Below are 18,376 nucleotides of genomic sequence, written 5' to 3' on the forward strand. Positions count from 1 at the left end.
ACACGGATCTATGCCGGCTTGAGCACGCCCACCGGTTGATAGTTGCGCAAAACCACAGACCGGCGAACCACCGCACGCAGGTCATCGACTTGATCGGCACCCTGCGGCAAGGACCGCAATTGCACCAGCACATTGCCCAAGGCGGTGCACTCGACCGGGCCGGCAACAACCGGCACCCGGGCAAGATCAGCGGTTCGCTGGCACAACAGCTCTCCTTGGGATCCGCCGCCGACAATATGGATATCCTCAAGGTCGAATCCGCCCAGCCGCGCCGCTTCATGGGCCTGGGCGGCGAAGCTCGCAGCCAGGGACTCGATGACAATGCGAATCAGCTCGGCACGGCTTTCCGGTGCGGTCCCTCCAGCCTTGCTGATCGCTTCGCTGATGCGAACTGGCATCCGTCCCGGTGCGAGGAACTCCTCGTCTTGCGGATCAATCAAGACCAGGGGAACGGGCAGCCTCGCGGCTTGCGCCAGCAGATCGGCCAGCTGGACCTCCGGTTCTGAGGCCTGCGCAGCTTGCTGGTTCCAGTAGCTCACCGATTCGCTGAGCAAGAAGGTTCCCGTGACGTTCTTGAGGACCCGGACCGATCCATCAAGGCCGAGTTCGTTGGTGAATCCCGCCGCTTGAGCCTGCTCGGTCAGCACCGGCTCAGCCAACTCCACTCCGACCAGTCCCCAGGTTCCGCAGGAGATGTACGCGGAGTTCTTGCCCGCCAACGGTGTCGCAGCTACAGCACTGGCCGTGTCATGGGAGGCGACCGCCACCACTTGCACCGAATTCGAAGCACCGAATTCCCGGGCCAGTTCCGGCAGCAAGGAGCCAACGCTGTCACCAGGGTGGATGATCGGCGCCAGCTTGCCAGCCACTCCGAGCTGCCCCACCAATTCCTCATCCCACGTTCCGGAACGCTGGTTGAGCAGGCCAGTGGTGGAAGCATTGGTCCACTCGCACCGCGCTTGCCCGGTCAGCAGCCAGTTGATGTAGTCGGGCACCAGCAACAGCTGGTCGGCCTCGCCGAGTCGCTGCTCCTGCTTCTCGGCCTGCAACTGGTAGATGGTGTTAAAGGCCAGGAACTGCAGGCCGTTGCGCTCGAAGAGCTCAGCTCGGCTGAACTTCGCCTCCAGATCCGGGACCGCCAGTTCATTGCGCGGATCACGGTAGTGCCGCACCTGCCCCAGACGCTGCCCTTCCTTGAGCAGCGCGTAGTCCACCGCCCAAGAATCGACTCCGATGCTGGCGATGTCCGGGCGCAGCTCAAAGGCCATTTGCAGCCCCTGGCGGATCTGCGACCACAGCTCATCGATGTCCCAGGCCAAGGCCTGCGCTGATGCCCTGGAGTCGAATTCGACCAGTGGCACCGGCCCGTTGGCGAAGCGGTGGACGAGGGTCAGTTCAACCTTGCCGTCCACCAGCTCGCCAATCATGACGCGGCCGCTGGTAGCCCCCAGATCGATGGCGGCAACCGGGTGCTGGCCTTGGTTGCGGCTCATCGCAGGAACGCTGCAGCAACACCAGAATCCACTGGAATGTGCAACCCTGTGGTGCGGGATAATTCGGGTCCGGTCAGTACATATACCGCGTCGGCAATATTTTCCGGAATGACTTCGCGCTTCAGGATCGTGCGGTTGGCATAGAACTGGCCGAGGTCTTCTTCAGCCACCCCGTAGGTCGCGGCGCGGTTGGCACCCCACCCGGAGGCAAAGATGCCGGACCCGCGGACAACGCCATCGGGATTGATGCCATTAACCCGGACACCGTGCTCGCCCAGCTCAACTGCCAGCAAGCGCACCTGGTGGGCCTGGTCCGCCTTGGTGGCCGAGTAGGCAATGTTGTTGGGGCCAGCGAACACCGAGTTCTTGGAAGAGATGTAGATGATGTCGCCTCCCAGCTTCTGCTCGATCAGCACCTTGGCCGCGGCCTTGGAGACGAGGAACGAGCCCTTGGCCATCACATCATGCTGCAGATCCCAGTCGGCTTCGGTGGTTTCCAGCAGCGATTTCGAGAGGGACAGTCCGGCATTATTCACCACCAGATCCAGTCCGCCAAAGGCCAGGACCGCATCGTCGATGGCAGCTTGCACGGCCTGGGCGTCAGCCACGTTGGCGGCCACGCCTACAGCCACATCCGCGTCGCCCAATTCTGCGGCGGCATCCTGCGCCTTGGCCAGGTCCAGGTCGGCGATCACCACGCAGGCTCCCTCGGCAGCAAGCCTCTTGGCCACGGCCTTGCCGATGCCCGAAGCGGCTCCGGTGACCAACGCGATGCGTCCGGCGTGGGACTTCGGCTTCGGCATGCGCTGCAGCTTGGCTTCCTCCAGCGCCCAGTATTCGATCCGGAACTTTTCCGCATCTGAAATCGGGGTGTAGGTCGACAGCGCTTCAGCGCCGCGCATGACGTTGATGGCGTTGAGGTAGAACTCGCCAGCCACCCTCGCGGTCTGCTTGTTCGCGCCGTAGGAGAACATGCCCACGCCGGGAACTAGGACGATCAACGGGTCTGCTCCGCGCATCGCCGGGGAGTTCTCATCCTTGTGGCTCTCATAGTAGCGCTGGTAGTCCTCGCGGTATTCGGCATGCAGTTCCTGAAGCCGGGCGAGCTGCTCGTCGATGCTGGCGGTGCCTGGCAGATCCAGGACCATCGGCTTGACCTTGGTCCGCAGGAAATGGTCCGGGCAGCTGGTGCCCAGCGCGGCCAGCGGCGCCAGCTTTCGCCGGGAGAGGAAGTCCAATACCCGCTCGTCGTCGCTGAAGTGGCCGACCATCGGCTTGTCATTGCTGGCCAGTGAACGGATGGTTGGCGCCAGGGCGGCGGCACGAGCGCGGCGCTCTGGCTCCGGAAGTGCTTCGAAGCCGGGACGCACTGGACCGAAGGGCTCGGGGGCACCGTGTTCCTGGATGTAGGCGGCGGCGGTGTCGATGATCCACAGGGAGTTGGCTTCGGACTCTTCGCTCGTATCGCCCCAGGCGGTGATTCCATGTCCGCCGAGGATGCAGCCCACCGCTTGAGGGTTCTCTTCCTTGATCCGGGCAATATCCAGCCCGAGCTGGAAGCCCGGTCGGCGCCAATCGACCCAGGCAACCTTGCCGCCGAAGATCTTGGCCGTCAGTTCCTGCCCGTCCTTGGCGGTGGCGATGGCGATGCCGGAGTCCGGGTGCAGGTGGTCCACGTGGTTGGCGTTGACCAGGCCATGCATGGCGGTGTCGATGGATGGGGCCGCGCCGCCCTTGCCGTGCAGGCAGTAGTCGAAGGCGGCGACCATTTCATCTTCCCGGTCCACGCCCGGGTAGACGTCCACCAGTGCCCGCATGCGATCCAGGCGCAGTGTGGACAGGCCCTGTTCGGTGAGCGTTCCCAGATCGCCGCCGGATCCCTTGACCCACAGCAGCTCGATGTTCTCCCCGGTCACCGGATCGATGGTGGTGCCCTTGGCCGAGGTATTGCCGCCGGCGTAGTTGGTGTTCTTCTTGTCCTGGCCCAGCCGGTTGGAGCGCTCGATGAGCGCGGCCGCCGCGCTGGTGGTGGCAGGTGCGATGCTTTGAGTCATGATTCTCTCAGGTGTTCCTCGTCGTGTTCAGCGCCGGCGCTTAAGCGTCGACCTTGTTGGGGGCGACCAGCTTGCCGTAGCGCGCTACTTCAATTTCTTCCAGGGACTTGCCACGGGTTTCCGGGGCCCAGATCGTTCCGATCAGCAGGGCTGCGGCGAGCAGTCCCAGGATCAGCAGGCCCAGCTTTTCCAGTCCCATGCTGGTGAGCAGCACCGGGAAGACCAGGGACAGCAGGCCGACCATCACGCGGGCGAGCATGAACAGCATGCCCTGGGCACTGGCACGGTACTTGGTGGCGAACAGCTCCGCGGTCCACAGCCCGTAAAAGGCCTGAGCGCCGATACCGGCTGAGATGCCCCAGGCCACCGCGTAGAACAGCAGCGAGAAGGCGCCTGGCGGGGCGAAGATCAGCACGGCCCATGCCACGATGCCCAGCAGGGCGCCGGTGAAGTACAGCCAGCGGCGGGAGACGCGGTCGCCGTATTTCATGAAGCCGAAGTAGGTGGCAGCGGCGGTCAGCACCCAGACCAGGACCTGGAGCAGGTTCTGCTGCGTGGCCGACTCGACTCCGGCGGCTTCGTAAACGCGCGGCTGGAAGATGCCGGCCTGGCCGGCCACGGTATTCCATAGCCCGTAGACGCCGATCAGGAACAGCAGTGCCGACCAGTTCTTTCGTTCGGCCAGCAGGCCGCGGATCCCGGAGAAGAAGGACAGCTTGGTGCCATTGGCCAGCTCGGTGGCCCGCTGCTCTTTCCAGCGGGTGGATTCGGGCAGGCCGCGGCGTACCCACCAGGTCACCGCGGCAACGATGAACAGGTGCAAGAAGATCAGCCGGGACCCGGTCACGCCAAGAGGCGCGACCATGATCGCCAGGGCGAAACCCACGGCCGGGCCGAAGGACCAGGCCAGCTGCGCTGTGCCCACGTGGGCGGCGCGCGATTCCTCTGGCGCTTCCTCGGCGATATAGGTCCAGGATGCCGGGACGCCGGCGCCCACGGCGATGCCCATGAGCACCACGCCCACCACCAGCAAAACGGTGTTGAAGGTGAAGGTGATCAGCAGGGCGCCGAGCATGAAGACCATCAGGTCATAGGTGTAGATGAACTTGCGGCCCAGGCGGTCGCAGAGCGGGCCGCCGATCATGGCGCCGAGCGCCGCGCCAAAGGCATTGGCGGAGACCGCGGCGATCACGCCGACCAGACCGTCATCAAACCCGAAAGCCGACTGCCAGAGGCTCAAGCTGGTGGCCAGGGCGATAATGGCGCCGGCCTCGATGTAGTTGCTCATCGCGACGGCGATGGTGGCTTTCCAGCCGGTGATGCCGCGCTTCGTTGCTGCGGTACCCATTTATGCTCCCCATCCTGCTTGGACCCCGCCGACACGTTCGGCTTCGATGCGGTTCTGGTAGTCCGATGCGCGGAAGGCCTGCATCGGGTCTGCTGGCAGGCCGCGTTCGGCGCGCCAGGCTTCGAGTTCCGAACGGATATCGGTGTAGAAGGCGTTCATGAAGATCTCGTTGGCGGCCAAGACATCGCCGGAAATCTGCGCTTCGGTCAGCGCCACCCGGTCGATCAGCAGGGCGCGGGCAGTCATTTCCTGGACGTTGAGCACGCTGCGGATCTGGCCCTGGATCTTGTTCTCCACATTGTGGCACTGGTCCAGCATGAAGGAAATGGTGCTCGACTCTTCCAGCCCGCCACCGCGGATCACCTCGGCCATGATGCGGAAGAGCTGATAAGGATCGGCTGATCCGACGATCAGGTCATCGTCGGCGTAGAAGCGCGAGTTGAAGTCGAAGGAGCCCAGCTTGCCCAGCCGCAGCAGTTGCATGACGATGAACTCGATATTGGTGCCCGGCGCGTGGTGCCCGGTATCCAGGCAGACCATGGCGCGCTCGCCCAGGGCGGCGACCTGGGCGTAGGAAGTGCCCCAGTCCGGAACGTCGGTGTGGTAGAAAGCGGGCTCGAAGAACTTGTACTCCAGCACCAGGCGCTGCTCGCCGGTCAGCCGCGCGTAGATTTCCGCCAGCGAGTCCGCCAGGCGGTCCTGGCGGCCGCGCATATCGGCCTGGCCCGGGTAGTTGGAGCCTTCAGCCAGCCAGATCTTCAAATCCTGGCTGCCGGTGGCGTCCATGACGTCGATGCATTCGAGGTGGTGGTCGATGGCCTTGCGGCGGATCTTGGGATCCTCGTGGGTCAGTGCGCCGAACTTGTAGTCGTCATCCTGGAAGGTGTTCGAGTTGATGGTTCCCAGACGCACACCCAGGTTTTCGGCGTGGGTGCGCAGCTCGGCGAAGTCTTCGACTTTGTCCCAGGGAATGTGCAACGCGACCGATGGGGCAAGGCCGGTCAGGCGGTGCACCTCGGCGGCGTCGGCGATCTTTTCAAAGGGGTCCCGCGGAGTGCCTGCGGTGGAGTACACCTTAAAGCGGGTGCCGGAGTTGCCGTAGGCCCAGGACGGGACCTCGATGGCCAACCGGTTGAGGGTTTCTCGGTTTTCGGGGCTCAACGTTGCGCCCATGAACCTCTCCTTTTCTGCGAATGCGGTGAATTAGTTCTTTGCTGCTGGCAGGTGGGCCAGTTGGTCTTCGAGATTGAATACTTCGCCAAGGCGCTGTGCCTGCTGGTCGGCGCGCCCGTCGAGGCTGACGAAGAATTCAGACATCTGTTCTTCCCACAAGGCTGTGCGCGGGTCGGCGTCCAGGGCTGTTTGGGCTGCTTCATCGTCGTCGGTTTCGTAGTAGCCGATCAGCAGGCCGTCGCCGCGAAGGAAGAGCGAGTAGTTCCGGCGCCCGGCATCCTTGATGGCTTGGAGCATCTGGGGCCACACGTGCCGATGGTGTTCGATGTATTCATCCATGAGTTCCGGGAGGACCTGTAGCTGGAAGCAAACTCGCACTGGTTTTCCTTATCTGCGCCAAACGTCGTTGTCGGTGTTACCGCAGGCTCTTCATTTTTTGAATAAAATGAATCGTTTCAATCATGCGGTTTATTGAGTGTAAGACACTTCACTCCTGAAGTTCAAGCTAGATTGGCCGACTTTGCCGAAAACTTTTGAAACCTTTCAAAACTCATGTGCATTGAGTTGTTTTTTGCAGCCCGGGATATACTCGCAAGACAAGCAACCCCGATCAGAACAGGAATCCTCTGTGGCCGTCAGCGTTAAGGAAGTCGCCGCCGAAGCCGGAGTTTCCGTGGGCACCGTATCCAACGTGCTCAACCGCCCCGAGGTTGTTTCCGAACGAACCGTCGCCAAGGTCACCGCAGCCATCGAAAAGCTCGGCTTTGTCCGCAACGACGCCGCCCGGCAATTGCGCGCAGGACACAGCCGGAACTTCGGGCTCGTCGTACTCGATGCACGCAACCCCTTCTTCATGGACGTCACCCAAGGCGCGCAGCACCGCGCCCTGGAAAATGGCTACACCGTGCTCATGGGTGCCAGCGACAACTCGCTGACTACCGAACAGCAGCTCTTGGATCTCTTCGAGGAGCAGCGAGTCGCCGGCGTGCTCATTTCCCCCATGCACAGCGACTTCAGCCGCCTCTGGAAAATCCGCGAAGCCGGCACCCCGGTGGTCTTGGTCGACCGCGGCAGCGGGGATCGCAGCTTCTCCTCGGTCTCGGTCAACGACGTTGAAGGCGGACGCATCGCCGTGCAGCACCTGGTGGATCTGGGCCGCAAGAACATCGCGTTTGTCGGCGGACCGCAGAGCATCGAACAGGTGCAGCATCGACTTGAAGGAGCCCAATCGGTGATCGCCGGCACCGCCGACGCAGTGCTGCTGCACCTGCCCACCAAGCAGCTCACCGTGATTGAAGGCCGGGCCGTCGGCGAGCGCATCCTTGCCATGGAACCCGCCCAACGCCCGGACGGGATTTTCGCCGCCAACGACCTGCTGGCACTGGGCATCCTGCAGGCCCTGGTGATGTCCGGGTCCCTCTCGGTGCCTGGCGACATCGCGCTGGTGGGCTACGACAATATCGACTTCGCCCAGTCGGCCGTTGTCCCGATCACCACTGTGCGCCAGCCAGCCGAGGAAATCGGCCGCACGGCAGTGGACGTGTTGCTGCGCGAAGCAGAGGCAGGGGCGGACGCGGTGCGCGAGCAGTTCGTCTTCACCCCGAAACTTGTCATCCGTGAATCCACTGTGGGGACGGGCAACGCGAACTAATGGCTTGCTGATGACTTCCTCAAAGCCGGCATCTGGGGATGCAGTCGGCGTTGATCTTTTGTTAGGTTGAAGGTCCAGCCAACGAAAGGGATGGAATCATGACAGCAAATAATCCGGACGCATTCCTGAACAAGGACGAAGCCGAAGTGCCCGATACCATTTCCGACCCTGCGCTAAATGACGAGGTAGGCCAGGACTGGACCGACGAAGGCGGGGCAACTCCCACAGGAGCCGCCATCGACGGCACCGACATCTAATTACCACCTAGCACAACCGCTGCGGCGGGATGCTCCCTTGAGGAGCATCCCGCCGCAGTGCGTTAACCGGTGGCCACAGGCGCTCATGCTAGCGTTTTGCGATAGTACCGTTGCCGCCACATCTTCTAGGGGACCTTCACTTCATGGCCACTCAACCCGACCTCAGCGGTGTCTCCCTGCCCCAGATCGCGGCTGTTATCGCGGTGGTCGACTATGGTTCCTTCACTGCTGCCGCCGACATCCTCGGAATCTCCCAGCCTTCCCTCTCGCGAAGGGTGCAGAGCCTGGAACAGAGCTTGGGCGTGCCGATTTTCCGTGCGGTCGGGCGCACCATGCAGCTCACCGATGCCGGTCGCAGCCTCGTACCGGCTGGCCGGCGAATCCTCGATGAGCTGGCTTCGATCAACGCCCTGGGCACTTCAACAAGGGAACTGAAAACCGGTTCCCTGCGCATCGCGGGCTTGCCCTCGTTGATCGGCAGCGTGCTGCCCGAGTACGTAGGAAAATTCCATCAGCAGCATCCCGGCATCCATCTGGAAATCCTCAGCGTTCAGGATCACGATGAGCTCGTGGAGGCCATTCGGCTCGGCAGCGCCGACGCGGCCTTTGGCGTCAGCCACGCAGTGCCCTCTGATCTGGAAACCAGGCTGGTCTGCTATCAGGAATTCTCCGCAGTGCTCCCCGCTGATACAGAGACAGCCGCGGAACTCGACGCCGGGTTGCTGGGTACTTTGACCTTGGTCAGCCTTCCCCAGCCCACGTCCATCCGCAAGGTGACCGACGAGGTATACCGCTCGCTGGGCTGCACCCCTCCGAGGGTCATCACCACGGTGCAGCGTGACGCCCTGGTTCCGCTGAGCATTGCCAGCGGCGGGATCACCATGGTTCCAAGCATCATGGCCACCACGGCCGAAGTTTATGGCGGCAAGCAGATGCCACTTCCAACAGGAACCGGCCGAGCCATCGGCGTGATCTACCGGCCCGACCCATTCCAGAATCCCGCGTTGGCAGAGTTCCTGCACTTCTTGTGAGTCATTGCACCCGTCCGGGCGTTGGGCCTGCGATTCATGGCCACTACGCCCTGGCATAGCTTCGGTGCATGGATCCGATCGTGAAAACTATTGGTGCGCTGCTGGGCTTTCGTGATCGTCTGGAGGTTGACCTATGACCAGATGAACGCACGCAGGAGGCCCCAGATGACCGAGCTTCGAATCCGACCTCGCCGCCGGCGCATCACCTTCGTGCTCATCGCCGCGCTGGTCATTGCCCTGGTTGTCGCCGCAAGCGGTCTCTGGTTCAAACTGCAGGGCAACATCTCCACCGCATCCATGCGCAGCTCCGAATCCACCGCTCCCGACTCCAGCCATGGGCTCAATATCCTGCTGCTTGGCTCTGACACCCGCGACCTTGAAGCCTCCGGATTCGGCAAGGCCACCGGTGCGCGCAGCGATTCCATGGTGCTGGTCCATGTGGCCGCGGGCAACAAGCGGATTGATGCGGTGCAGATTCCGCGTGACACCCTGGTCGACATGCCAGCCTGTGAAGACACCGGTCATGGCTCATCCCCCGGCGGTGTATCGATGATCAACTCGGCGCTGAACTATGGCCCGGCCTGCTCTGTTGCCGCCGTGGAATCGCTGACCGGGATCCAGCTGAACCACTTCATCGAGATGAACTTCGAAGGATTCATGTCCATCGTTGACGCGCTGGGCGGAATCAGCGTGTGCCTGCCTCAGCCGATGAAGGATCCCAAGGCGAAACTGGATCTTCCCGCCGGGGACCAGAAAGTCAACGGCACCGACGCCTTGGCGTTGGCTCGCACCCGCCATGCAGTGGGCGACGGCAGCGACATCGCCCGGCTCGGACACCAGCAAATGGTCATGTCGGCCATCGTCCAGCAAGCGACCAGCCGCGAGACGCTGGCCCGCCCGGACCGCTTGTACTCATTCCTGGACGCTGCCACCCAGTCGTTGACCGTGGACCCCGGACTGAGCTCGCTCTCCGATCTCACCGCCTTGGCCGCCCGTGCCCAGGCGGTGCCTTCCGAGGAAATCACCTTCATGACCATGCCATGGGAGCCGGCACCGCAAGACCGCAACCGAGTAGTTCCCTCGGCAGATGCCGAGGCGCTTTTTGCCAGCTTGCGCGAGGACTCACCGGTGGGTCTCGCCGGAAAGCAACCGGGGAAGAAATCCGATGCGGATGCCGCGGCAATTAATGACCGTGCGGCAGCCGTGCACATCACCAATGCCGCCCGGGTAGCGAATCTCGCCGGCGACTACGCCAAGAAGGCCACCGACCAAGGGTTCACGGTGTTCGGTATCGGCAATGCCGCCAGCGTCCAGAGCACAACTACCCTGCTGGCCGCCGACACGGAAGAGGCACGGCAGACCGCCGCAGCCCTGGCCAAGGAGCTTAATCTGGATATCACGCCGGAAACCGCCGCCATCGACGGGGTGCAGCTGCACCTGGGCCAGGACTATCAGAGCGTTGAGAAGCCGGAGGAATCCCCGGTGAAAACCACCAACCGGAAGGCCAGCCAAAACTTGTGCGGCTAACTGCTAGGCGCTAGAACTCCGCGTCCAGGTTCTCGTTGATTTCCTCAATGCTGAACACCGCTGGGTCGAAATCCTCGCCTGGCTCCAATGCGTAGTCTTCGGGAACAACGTCCTGCATCATGGTCAGCGGCTGTTCGTTCTTGAGCTCTTCGACCATCTCGTTCCAGTTCAACGCTCCGCCGCTATCTTCCAGCGGACCCATGCGGCGGCCGCCGATGCACCGCGGCAGCTGGCCATCGTCGGACTTGAGAACGTCTTCGACCTCGATTCCGATGCGCCAATCATCGCCAAAGTCATAGGCGTAGGCCAAACGGTCTTTAGCCTGTTTGAACAGCTTGGAAAGCTTCACCGTCGACTCGTCGATATCGCTTTTCATATGCGGATTCTGCGGACCATAACTGACCTTGTAGTTCTTCCCGTAGAACTGGTGCAGGTGCGAATCGGACCAGTCGAAGCTGATCTGGATGATGTCATGCAGGTCGGCCAGATTCAGGTCGGCTGGCACCAAGACGCGACGCCAGATCGGCGGCTTTGCTTCGCGCAGGGTCAGCTTGAGCTGCAGCACCTTGCCCTGATACGGCTCGGTGCGCTTCAGTCGTTTGGGTTCTTCTTCCTCGTCAAGCGAGAATCCGAAGGGATCAGCGGCCGTCTGGTCTTCCGCCGCTTGATCCAGCTCTTGTTCTTGCGCGTCTTCATCCAGATCGGTCAACGCCAGGCGGACAACTCCCGGAATATCGTAGGTGACTCCTGGGCTCACGAGGCCAAGGGAACGCAGCAAGTCCATGCGTTGATGCGCCCCGGCCCAGCCTGCTTCAGAGAACGCCTCGCTGCGCTCTTCAGCGACCGGCTGTGCCTCGCCGTCAATGGCTTTGAGCAACCAGAGGTTGGACAAGCCCCAGGCTTCAAGGCTTTCCCCGGCACTTTGCTCGGGCTGGGCCAGCAGCAGATCAAGGACGGCTTTGAGGTAGGTGTACTTGCTCTCGTAGGTAGCCACGCCGCCAGAGGCCAAAAGGGCACGAGCATTCTTGCCGTGCTCCGGAACGGCACCTGTTGCGGTGTCCAGTGCACCGGCCGCTTCGAGCGCGGAGAGCACAACAGAAGCAGCATACTGACGGCTTGGAGTATCAATGCCCTTAGAAAATAGCCCGCGAACCGCGTCAGCGGCTTGGGAAAGATACTTCGGGCCCGGGCCGGCATTCCAGTACTCATGACCTGTGGTGGTAGCCCAGGTAAGGAGAACCCGGCCCATCTTCAAAACCCGCATTTGGCTGATTTCAGCCAACGCATCTTCAGCGGACTCCGGGACATCCAGCAGCTTCGTCTCGCTGTGCTCGCTGAACGGGTCATCCGAATTGATGGTCTCCAGCAGCCATTCGAGACCCGCTGGATCACCCCGCCACAGGTCGTTTTCACGTAAGAAGTCCAAGTAGACGGTCCAAGCGGTGAAGACCAGCTCGCGAAGCTCCCCGGAATCGTCATCCGGGTCTTCGGCTTCTTCAAAATCGATGGTTGCATTCAGCACCGTGAACAGCTGCGGCGGGTCGAAGTCGGTGACGCCGCGCAATTCGATTGCTTCAGCGTAGTAGCTCAAGGTCTCGCCCACCGCGGCCAAAACCATGGGGGCCAGTTCGCTATCCCCATGCTGGGCTTCGAGCCACCGGGTGAACTGAGGGGCTAGCGCATCCAATCCGCGCTTGACCTTCGCCCGTTCAATGGAGACGACATCTCCCTGCAGGCGTGCCGGGTGCCCCTGCTTGGGCTTCTGCTTCTTCTTTTTCTTCGCCACTGAGCTGCTTTCCCATCGTTGCTTCCCTTAGTTTCAAGGCTACGTGCCAACGGGCGCTCTGACCCAACTCTTAGCCCGAAGCGATTCCGTGGCAGTCTGAATCCAGACTGCTTGGATATCTATGACGAAATCATTATTGTGTCCGCACCCACGTTGGTAGGGTGAGCGCATGATCAATACTGCCCGTTTGCATTCGGATCTGTCCCGGCTCGGTCGTGAAACTGCGATGATGTCCGCAACGATCCAGACCCTGTCCTCCGAAGAACTAGCCGCAGATTCATTGTGCGAGGGCTGGAGCCGCGCACATGTCATCGCGCACTTGGCCTCCAACGGCCGCAGCCTGGTGAAGCTCGTCGACTGGGCCACCAGCGGCGAGCCACAGAAGCTTTACGCGTCGCAGGATGCACGCAACGCGGAAATCGACCAGCTGGCCGCGCTGCCCCGCGAAGAACTGCTCGCCGCTTTTGATGAATCAGCCACCTACTTCGCCCAAGAGTGCGAGCGCCTGGCCGGCGAGCTTGCTGTTGAGGAAGTGGACCTGCACGGCAAGATCATCCCGGCCACCTCCATCGTGGCGCTGCGCATTGCAGAAGTGGTCATCCATCACCATGACCTCGACACCGCATGGACCATCGAGGAAGCCGATCCGGTCTCCCAAGAAAATGCCGTCGAAGCAGCGGTTCGCACCATGCGCGTCAAGGATGCCCCCGGGATGACTCTTCGGAGCGAAGAAGGGGACGAATGGGTTATTGGCGACGGCTCGTTGACCGTCCGTGCCGACCGCGCGGGCCTGGTCGAGTGGCTGGCCCGGGAAAATGACCGCTACATCGAAGCCGACGGGCCGATTCCGCAGCTGCCCACCTGGTAGCCGCATCGGGCACGTGTGTCTGCACGTGAAAATGTGTCAGGTAACGGGGAGAATAGATACGCCCTGCTCATCGAGATGAAAAGGAAGCGCTCTTGATCCCCGTTATCGTGCTCACCGGCTACCTCGGCGCGGGCAAAACCAGCTTGCTCAACGGCCTATTGACCAGGCCCGGCACCCGTGTTGGCGTGATCATCAACGATATCGGCAAGATCAACGTCGATACCGGCCTGATCACCGGGCAGATTGATGCCGCCGAATCCATCGCCGGCGGCTGCGTCTGCTGCCTGCCCGACAGCGGCGGACTGGACGAGCTGCTGGAAAAACTGGCCCAGCCAAAGCTCCGCCTGGATGCGATCATCGTTGAGGCCAGCGGCGCCGCCGACCCGATCAATGTGGATCGACTCTTGCGCTACGGCAATGCTCCCGGGGTACGCCCCGGAGGCATCATCGATGTCATCGACGCGGTACAGCACGAACACACGGTGGACACCGCCGCTATGGCCCCTGCCCGATTCGGCGCAGCCAGCCTCGTGGTGGTCAACAAGCTGGATATGATCGCTGAAGATGCCCGCGAGGCGACCTTCGCCCGGATCAGCGATCGGGTCCGCCAGGCCAACCCGAAAGTGAGCATCGTTCCCGCCAGCCATGCAGCCATCGACCCGGATCTGGTCTTTGATATCGCACTGAACGAGGACCCGGCAGACGAACTTCCGCTGGCCGCCGTATCCCGCGCGGAACACGACCACACCCACGCACCTCACGCCCACGCGGTCACTGTTCCCTGCCCCGAACCGGCGGACCCGGGCGCCGTCTTGGACTTGCTGGAGAATCCCCCGGCGAATGCCTACCGGCTCAAGGGCCACGTAAAGATTCGCACTGGCACCGGGGTTCAGCGCTACCTGATCAATATGGTCGGCTGGCAGCCGCATCTCCAGCTGGCTACGCCTGGTTCTGATCCTGCAAAAGACGCTCTAGTGGCAGTTGGAGTGGAACTGGATGAGCAACAGGTCGGTGACGTGTTACGTGCTGCGTTGGAGCCTTCGAACGCTGAACCATCCTCGCAAGATCTCATCCGGCTTGAGCGTCGGTTGATCCTCAGTTCGCGAGTTGCCGACGAGGAATCTGTACGTAGCTGAAGCAATTTTTGCAAGTAATGGCTCTGCGGACGATTGCAAAATCCCCGTATTTGCAGGGATCCAGGTGGGTTGGTTGTAATTGTTGGCTTGCCACCTTGTAATTGTTGTTAGTTATTCCAAAGGCCAGCATCTTCCCGACGAAGGGAAGGTACTGGCCTTTGAGTGAGCTTGGCTGCGCCGCCTACAGCGCGATCTGGCGGTTCTGATCCTTGTAGAGCAGGTAGCGGAAGTTATCCGGGCCGCCGGCGTAGCAAGCCTGCGGGCAGAAGGCGCGCAGTGACATGTAGTCTCCGGCTTCCACCTCGACCCAGTCGCCGTTCAGGCGGTAGACGCCCTTGCCCTCCAGCACATACAAACCGTGCTCCATCACGTGGGTTTCGGCGAACGGGATGGAGGCGCCTGGCTCAAAGGTCACAATGTTCACGCCGAAGTCGAAGGCCACATCGTTCGGGTCGAGCATGCGGGTGGTGCGCCATTTGCCATCGGTGCCTGGCATGGCGCCAGGCTCGACGTCGCGCTCGTTGCCAACCACTGGGCCCGGAGCGTCCACGCCGGCCAGTGGCTCATAGCGCTTGCGCAGCCAGTGGAAGCTGGTCAGTTCGGTGCCATCGTTGCGTGCCGACCAGTTGCTGCCTGCCGGCAGGTAGGCGTAGCCGCCGTCTTCAAGCACATGTTCGGTGCCTTCGATGACCAGGGTCAGCTGGCCGGTGAGCACGAAGATGAAGCCCTGGACTTCGGCCTGCGGCTCTGGCTTGGTGGCTCCGCCGCCAGGGGCGACTTCCACGATGGACTGGGCGAAGGTGGTCGCGCCGCCTGCTACCGGGCGGTTCAAGACCCAAGCGCGGGTATTGGTCCATTCAGGAAAGACGCTGGTGACGATGTCGCGCAGCACGCCCTTGGGGATCACCGTGTAGGCCTCGGTGACGATGGCGCGGTCGGTGAGCAGATCGCTCTGCGACGGGTGTCCGCCGAAGTTAGCGTAGTAGGACGAGGAGTTCGCGATTGCGGGAACAGTCATGACAGGATCCTTAGGCGTGGGAGCGATTCAGCGCGATTGCTTCGAGTTCGGACAGGGTGATCTGGGCTAGTTCAGCGACTTCCTCAGCGCTTACCGCACCGCAGGTGACCCCGCGGTGGATGTAGCGGGCAAGGGCTCGGGCGGTGGCGGGCTCATCCATAATCGTCGAGCTGATCTGGTGGACGTAGTTGCGCAGGCGGGTGCCAGCCGCCTGCAGGCCTTCACGGAAGAATGCGAAGGTCGCTAGGTATCGGGTGGGCAGCTGGTTTTCGTGCAGGTCCCAGCCTTGGTAGATGCCGCGGGCCAGGTGTCGGGAAACCAGGCGTGCATGCAGCGCCCAGGCTTCGGCCATGTTCTCCGGGTCGCCGGCGGGGATGATGTTGGTCGAGCCGTCGGAGAGCTCGACGCCGGTGCCGGCCACGGCCACCTGCATGACGTCCTTGGCGTAGTCGGCCACTGGATGTTCCATGGACTGGTAGCCGGCGGCCACACCCATGGACGCCGAGTAGTCGTAGGTGCCGTAATGCAGGGAGGAAACGCGGCCTTCGCCTGCGTGGATCAGCTGCGCCACCGGATGCGTGCCATCGGCGGCGATGATCACCTGAGGGGTTTCAACCTGGACTTCAAAATGCAGCCGGCCGGCTTCCAGTCCGTGGGCCTGCTCCAGCTTCTGCACCAGAAGCACCATGGCTTTGACCTGATCCACGGTGGTGACCTTGGGCAGGGTCAGGCGCAGGCCCTCGGGCGGCTCCCCGTGGGAGAGCAACCGTGCGATGAATAGGCCCAGGGTGCGGATGCCGCGGGCCCGGGTCGGGGTCTCGAAGCATTTGAAGCGGATGCCGATAAAGGACGGTGCCTTGCCGGCGGCCACGGCCGCGGCGAGCGAGTCGGCCGCTGCCAGTACGGCAGCGTCCTCCTCGGCGTCGCTGCGATTGCCGTAGCCGTCTTCAAAGTCGATGCGCAGATCTTCGATGGGTTCACTGGCCAGCTTCTGGGCTACCAACTCGGCCAAGCGCTGCGGTTCGGCCAGGTCCAGCTTGGTGGCCAGCATGGACAGGCCTACCAGGCCTCCGGCGGCCACCACGGCATTATGGCCCCACGCCGCGGGCAGATCCGGGGTGTACTTGTCCCCCGGAACATATACGGTGTGGATGGGCTGGCGGGCTCCGGTGTCCCCTGGGTAGGACTGTTCCAGCAGCTGGTCTGTGTCGGCCAGCAGCGTTTCTACGCTGGCCAGCGTGGACTCATCGAAGGGGTTGTTCATGGCTTGCTCACGTATTCCTTTTCCAACAGTTCATATGCGCCGGTGGTGAGGAAGTCTGCGAAGTCCTCATCCTTGCCGCTGGTCAGGGTGGCGATCAGCTGTGCGGCCGGCTCGTAGTAGGCCTTGAAGTGTTCTTCATTATTGACCTCACCGCGCAGGCGTTCTACCTCTTCGCCCAAAATGGTTGAGACCAATTCTGCGGTGATGGTATTGCCGGTGTCGGCAGCCACCACTTCGTTGCGGATCTGCTGCCAGATCTGCGAACGGGAGATTTCGGCGGTGGCGGCGTCTTCCATCAGGTTGTGGATGGCGACCGCGCCGTTGCCCGAGAGCCAGACGGCCACGTAGTTCACTGCCACGTAGAGGTTGGCGCGCACGCCGGCCTCGGTGACATCGCCCGGGGCGCTGGCCACGTCGAGCAGCTGGGCTGCGGTGACCTCGACCTCTGGGCGCTGGCGGTCGATCTGGTTGGGCTTCTCGCCCAGCTTGGCGTCGAAGATCTCCTTGCAGATGTTCACCAGGTCCGGGTGGGCTACCCAGGAGCCGTCGAATCCGTCGTTGGCTTCACGGGACTTGTCATCGCGGACCTTCTCGAAGGCGGCTGCGGTGACTTCCGGTTCGCGGCGGTTCGGGATGAACGCGGCCATGCCGCCCATGGCGAAGGCACCACGCTTGTGGCAGGTCTTCACCAGCAGTTCGGTGTAGGCGCGCATCATCGGCGCGGTCATCGACACGGCCGAGCGGTCCGGCATGATGAACGCATCGCCGGCTTCGCGGAAGGTCTTGATGATGGAGAACAGGTAGTCCCAGCGGCCGGCGTTCAGGCCCGAGGCGTGCTCGCGCAGTTCGTAGAGGAACTCTTCCATCTGGAAGGCGGCCGGGATGGTCTCGATGAGCATCGTGGCACGCACTGTGCCGTGGTCGATGCCCAGTTCGGCCTGGGCGAAGGTGAAGATCTCGTTCCACAGGCGGGCTTCGAGGTAGTGCTCCATCTTCGGCAGGTAGTAGAACGGTCCCTGGCCGGATTCGGCGAGCACCTTGGCGTTGTGGAAGAAGTGCAGGCCGAAGTCCACCAGTGCGCCAACTGCAGGCTCGCCGTTGATCAGCACGTTGTTCTCTGGCAGGTGCCAGCCGCGGGGGCGCACCACGACAACCGCGCGAGGAGCGTCGGTGCGCAGCGCGTAGGACTTGCCGCTCTTGGCATCGGTGAAGGCCAGGGTGCCGCGGGCGGCGGCCGACAGGTTGGAGATCGCGTCGATGACATTGAACCAGCTTGGGGTGGAAGCATCTTCCAGGTCGGCCAGCCAGACCTTGGCGCCGGAATTCAGCGCGTTGATGGCCATCTTGGCTGGGGAGGCCGGGCCGGTGATTTCAACGCGGCGGTCGCGCAGGGCCTCAGGCGCTTCGGCAACCTTCCAGTCGCCGGTGCGTACCGATTCGGTGGCTGGGTCGAAGTCGATGGACTTGGCATCGGAGAATTCCTTGCGGCGCACCGAACGTGCGGCCAGCAGTTCTTCGCGGGTTCCAGCGAATTTCTCGTGCAGCTTCTGGATGAAAGCAAGGGCTTCGTCAGAGAGGATCTGCTGGGCATCTGCGACATCGGGGATGCTGGTAATTGAAATACTCATGAGTTGTTCCTTAACCTCTTGTGCTCTTCTGTACTGCTCTGTTCCGTTGCTGGATGCTTTGACGTGCACCCAGTTCTCTTGCTGCAACCTGCGCTGTCTTCGCGACGGTGGCTGCGAGTTCGTGATCTCGGCGATCCAAATG

The 18,376-nt window shown here is 62.4% G+C and carries 15 protein-coding genes; 6 read left to right on the forward strand and 9 right to left on the reverse strand.

The genetic code is table 11. The annotated features are described in order from the left end of the window. Positions 1-8: 8 nt before the first annotated feature. The 5 genes from D3791_RS07560 to D3791_RS07580 are packed head-to-tail and all read right to left on the reverse strand — an operon-like array spanning position 9 to position 6,446. On the reverse strand, positions 9-1,493 hold the full coding sequence (locus tag D3791_RS07560) for a rhamnulokinase (protein WP_172511803.1): 1,485 nt from the start codon (positions 1,491-1,493) through the stop codon (positions 9-11). Beyond that, positions 1,490-3,547, reverse strand: a complete 2,058-nt coding sequence (locus D3791_RS07565; protein ID WP_172511804.1) for a bifunctional aldolase/short-chain dehydrogenase — start codon at positions 3,545-3,547, stop codon at positions 1,490-1,492. Before D3791_RS07565 ends, D3791_RS07560 begins: the two co-directional genes overlap by 4 nt. A gap of 40 nt (positions 3,548-3,587) precedes the next feature. Next, on the reverse strand, positions 3,588-4,895 hold the full coding sequence (locus tag D3791_RS07570) for an MFS transporter (RefSeq protein WP_216847367.1): 1,308 nt from the start codon (positions 4,893-4,895) through the stop codon (positions 3,588-3,590). Then, a complete protein-coding gene (gene rhaI, locus D3791_RS07575) occupies positions 4,896-6,068 on the reverse strand; it encodes an L-rhamnose isomerase (protein WP_022874643.1) in 1,173 nt (390 codons plus the stop codon). 30 nt (positions 6,069-6,098) lie between these two features. Further along, positions 6,099-6,446: an L-rhamnose mutarotase gene (locus D3791_RS07580; protein ID WP_022874642.1), complete on the reverse strand. Its 348-nt coding sequence runs from the start codon at positions 6,444-6,446 to the stop codon at positions 6,099-6,101. Positions 6,447-6,696: 250 nt separating this feature from the next. Here D3791_RS07580 and D3791_RS07585 point away from each other — a divergent pair, with 250 nt between their 5' ends. The 4 genes from D3791_RS07585 to D3791_RS07600 all read left to right on the forward strand — a co-directional run bounded on the left by D3791_RS07585 (position 6,697) and on the right by D3791_RS07600 (position 10,534). Next, the gene (locus D3791_RS07585) at positions 6,697-7,719 is read left to right on the forward strand and encodes a LacI family DNA-binding transcriptional regulator (protein WP_172511805.1); all 1,023 of its coding nucleotides are present in this window, start codon (positions 6,697-6,699) and stop codon (positions 7,717-7,719) included. A gap of 98 nt (positions 7,720-7,817) precedes the next feature. After that, positions 7,818-7,976 carry a hypothetical protein gene (locus tag D3791_RS07590; protein ID WP_022874640.1) on the forward strand — a complete coding sequence of 53 codons (159 nt, stop codon included), beginning with the start codon at positions 7,818-7,820 and terminating at the stop codon, positions 7,974-7,976. Positions 7,977-8,119: 143 nt separating this feature from the next. Next, entirely contained in the window at positions 8,120-9,007 is an 888-nt protein-coding gene (locus D3791_RS07595) for a LysR family transcriptional regulator (RefSeq protein WP_022874639.1), read from the forward strand. 165 nt (positions 9,008-9,172) lie between these two features. After that, complete coding sequence (locus D3791_RS07600; RefSeq protein ID WP_172511806.1) at positions 9,173-10,534, forward strand: LCP family protein; 1,362 nt, start codon at positions 9,173-9,175, stop codon at positions 10,532-10,534. 10 nt (positions 10,535-10,544) lie between these two features. Here D3791_RS07600 and D3791_RS07605 read toward each other — a convergent pair whose 3' ends face one another. Beyond that, positions 10,545-12,320 (reverse strand): plasmid pRiA4b ORF-3 family protein, encoded by a 1,776-nt coding sequence (locus D3791_RS07605; RefSeq protein ID WP_081638045.1) that lies wholly within the window; start codon positions 12,318-12,320, stop codon positions 10,545-10,547. Between the two features lie 169 nt (positions 12,321-12,489). On the opposite strand from D3791_RS07605, the gene D3791_RS07610 reads away from it, so the two are divergent. Both D3791_RS07610 and D3791_RS07615 read left to right on the forward strand, forming a co-directional pair. Then, positions 12,490-13,188 carry a maleylpyruvate isomerase family mycothiol-dependent enzyme gene (locus tag D3791_RS07610; RefSeq protein WP_172511807.1) on the forward strand — a complete coding sequence of 233 codons (699 nt, stop codon included), beginning with the start codon at positions 12,490-12,492 and terminating at the stop codon, positions 13,186-13,188. 92 nt (positions 13,189-13,280) lie between these two features. Beyond that, entirely contained in the window at positions 13,281-14,324 is a 1,044-nt protein-coding gene (locus tag D3791_RS07615; RefSeq protein WP_172511808.1) for a CobW family GTP-binding protein, read from the forward strand. Between the two features lie 181 nt (positions 14,325-14,505). Here the strand turns inward: D3791_RS07615 and D3791_RS07620 are convergent, their stop codons facing one another. Genes D3791_RS07620 through aceB form a run of 3 tightly spaced genes read right to left on the reverse strand, consistent with a single transcriptional unit; the run spans position 14,506 to position 18,234 of the window. Then, entirely contained in the window at positions 14,506-15,342 is an 837-nt protein-coding gene (locus D3791_RS07620; protein ID WP_022874635.1) for a bifunctional allantoicase/(S)-ureidoglycine aminohydrolase, read from the reverse strand. A gap of 10 nt (positions 15,343-15,352) precedes the next feature. Next, positions 15,353-16,606: a DUF6986 family protein gene (locus D3791_RS07625; protein ID WP_022874634.1), complete on the reverse strand. Its 1,254-nt coding sequence runs from the start codon at positions 16,604-16,606 to the stop codon at positions 15,353-15,355. Next, a complete protein-coding gene (gene aceB, locus D3791_RS07630; protein ID WP_172511809.1) occupies positions 16,603-18,234 on the reverse strand; it encodes a malate synthase A in 1,632 nt (543 codons plus the stop codon). The genes D3791_RS07625 and aceB overlap by 4 nt, the downstream gene beginning before the upstream one ends. Positions 18,235-18,376 lie beyond the last annotated feature (142 nt).

This window comes from Glutamicibacter mishrai (assembly GCF_012221945.1).
Lineage (GTDB): Bacteria > Actinomycetota > Actinomycetes > Actinomycetales > Micrococcaceae > Glutamicibacter > Glutamicibacter mishrai.

Coding starts and splice junctions, on each gene's coding strand:
- D3791_RS07600 (WP_172511806.1), top strand. CDS start 9,173: ATGACCGAGCTTCGAATCCGACCTCGCCGCCGGCGCATCACCTTCGTG.
- D3791_RS07595 (WP_022874639.1), top strand. CDS start 8,120: ATGGCCACTCAACCCGACCTCAGCGGTGTCTCCCTGCCCCAGATCGCG.
- D3791_RS07560 (WP_172511803.1), bottom strand. CDS start 1,493: ATGAGCCGCAACCAAGGCCAGCACCCGGTTGCCGCCATCGATCTGGGG.
- D3791_RS07610 (WP_172511807.1), top strand. CDS start 12,490: ATGATCAATACTGCCCGTTTGCATTCGGATCTGTCCCGGCTCGGTCGT.
- rhaI (WP_022874643.1), bottom strand. CDS start 6,068: ATGGGCGCAACGTTGAGCCCCGAAAACCGAGAAACCCTCAACCGGTTG.
- D3791_RS07565 (WP_172511804.1), bottom strand. CDS start 3,547: ATGACTCAAAGCATCGCACCTGCCACCACCAGCGCGGCGGCCGCGCTC.
- aceB (WP_172511809.1), bottom strand. CDS start 18,234: ATGAGTATTTCAATTACCAGCATCCCCGATGTCGCAGATGCCCAGCAG.
- D3791_RS07620 (WP_022874635.1), bottom strand. CDS start 15,342: ATGACTGTTCCCGCAATCGCGAACTCCTCGTCCTACTACGCTAACTTC.
- D3791_RS07590 (WP_022874640.1), top strand. CDS start 7,818: ATGACAGCAAATAATCCGGACGCATTCCTGAACAAGGACGAAGCCGAA.
- D3791_RS07570 (WP_216847367.1), bottom strand. CDS start 4,895: ATGGGTACCGCAGCAACGAAGCGCGGCATCACCGGCTGGAAAGCCACC.
- D3791_RS07625 (WP_022874634.1), bottom strand. CDS start 16,606: ATGAACAACCCCTTCGATGAGTCCACGCTGGCCAGCGTAGAAACGCTG.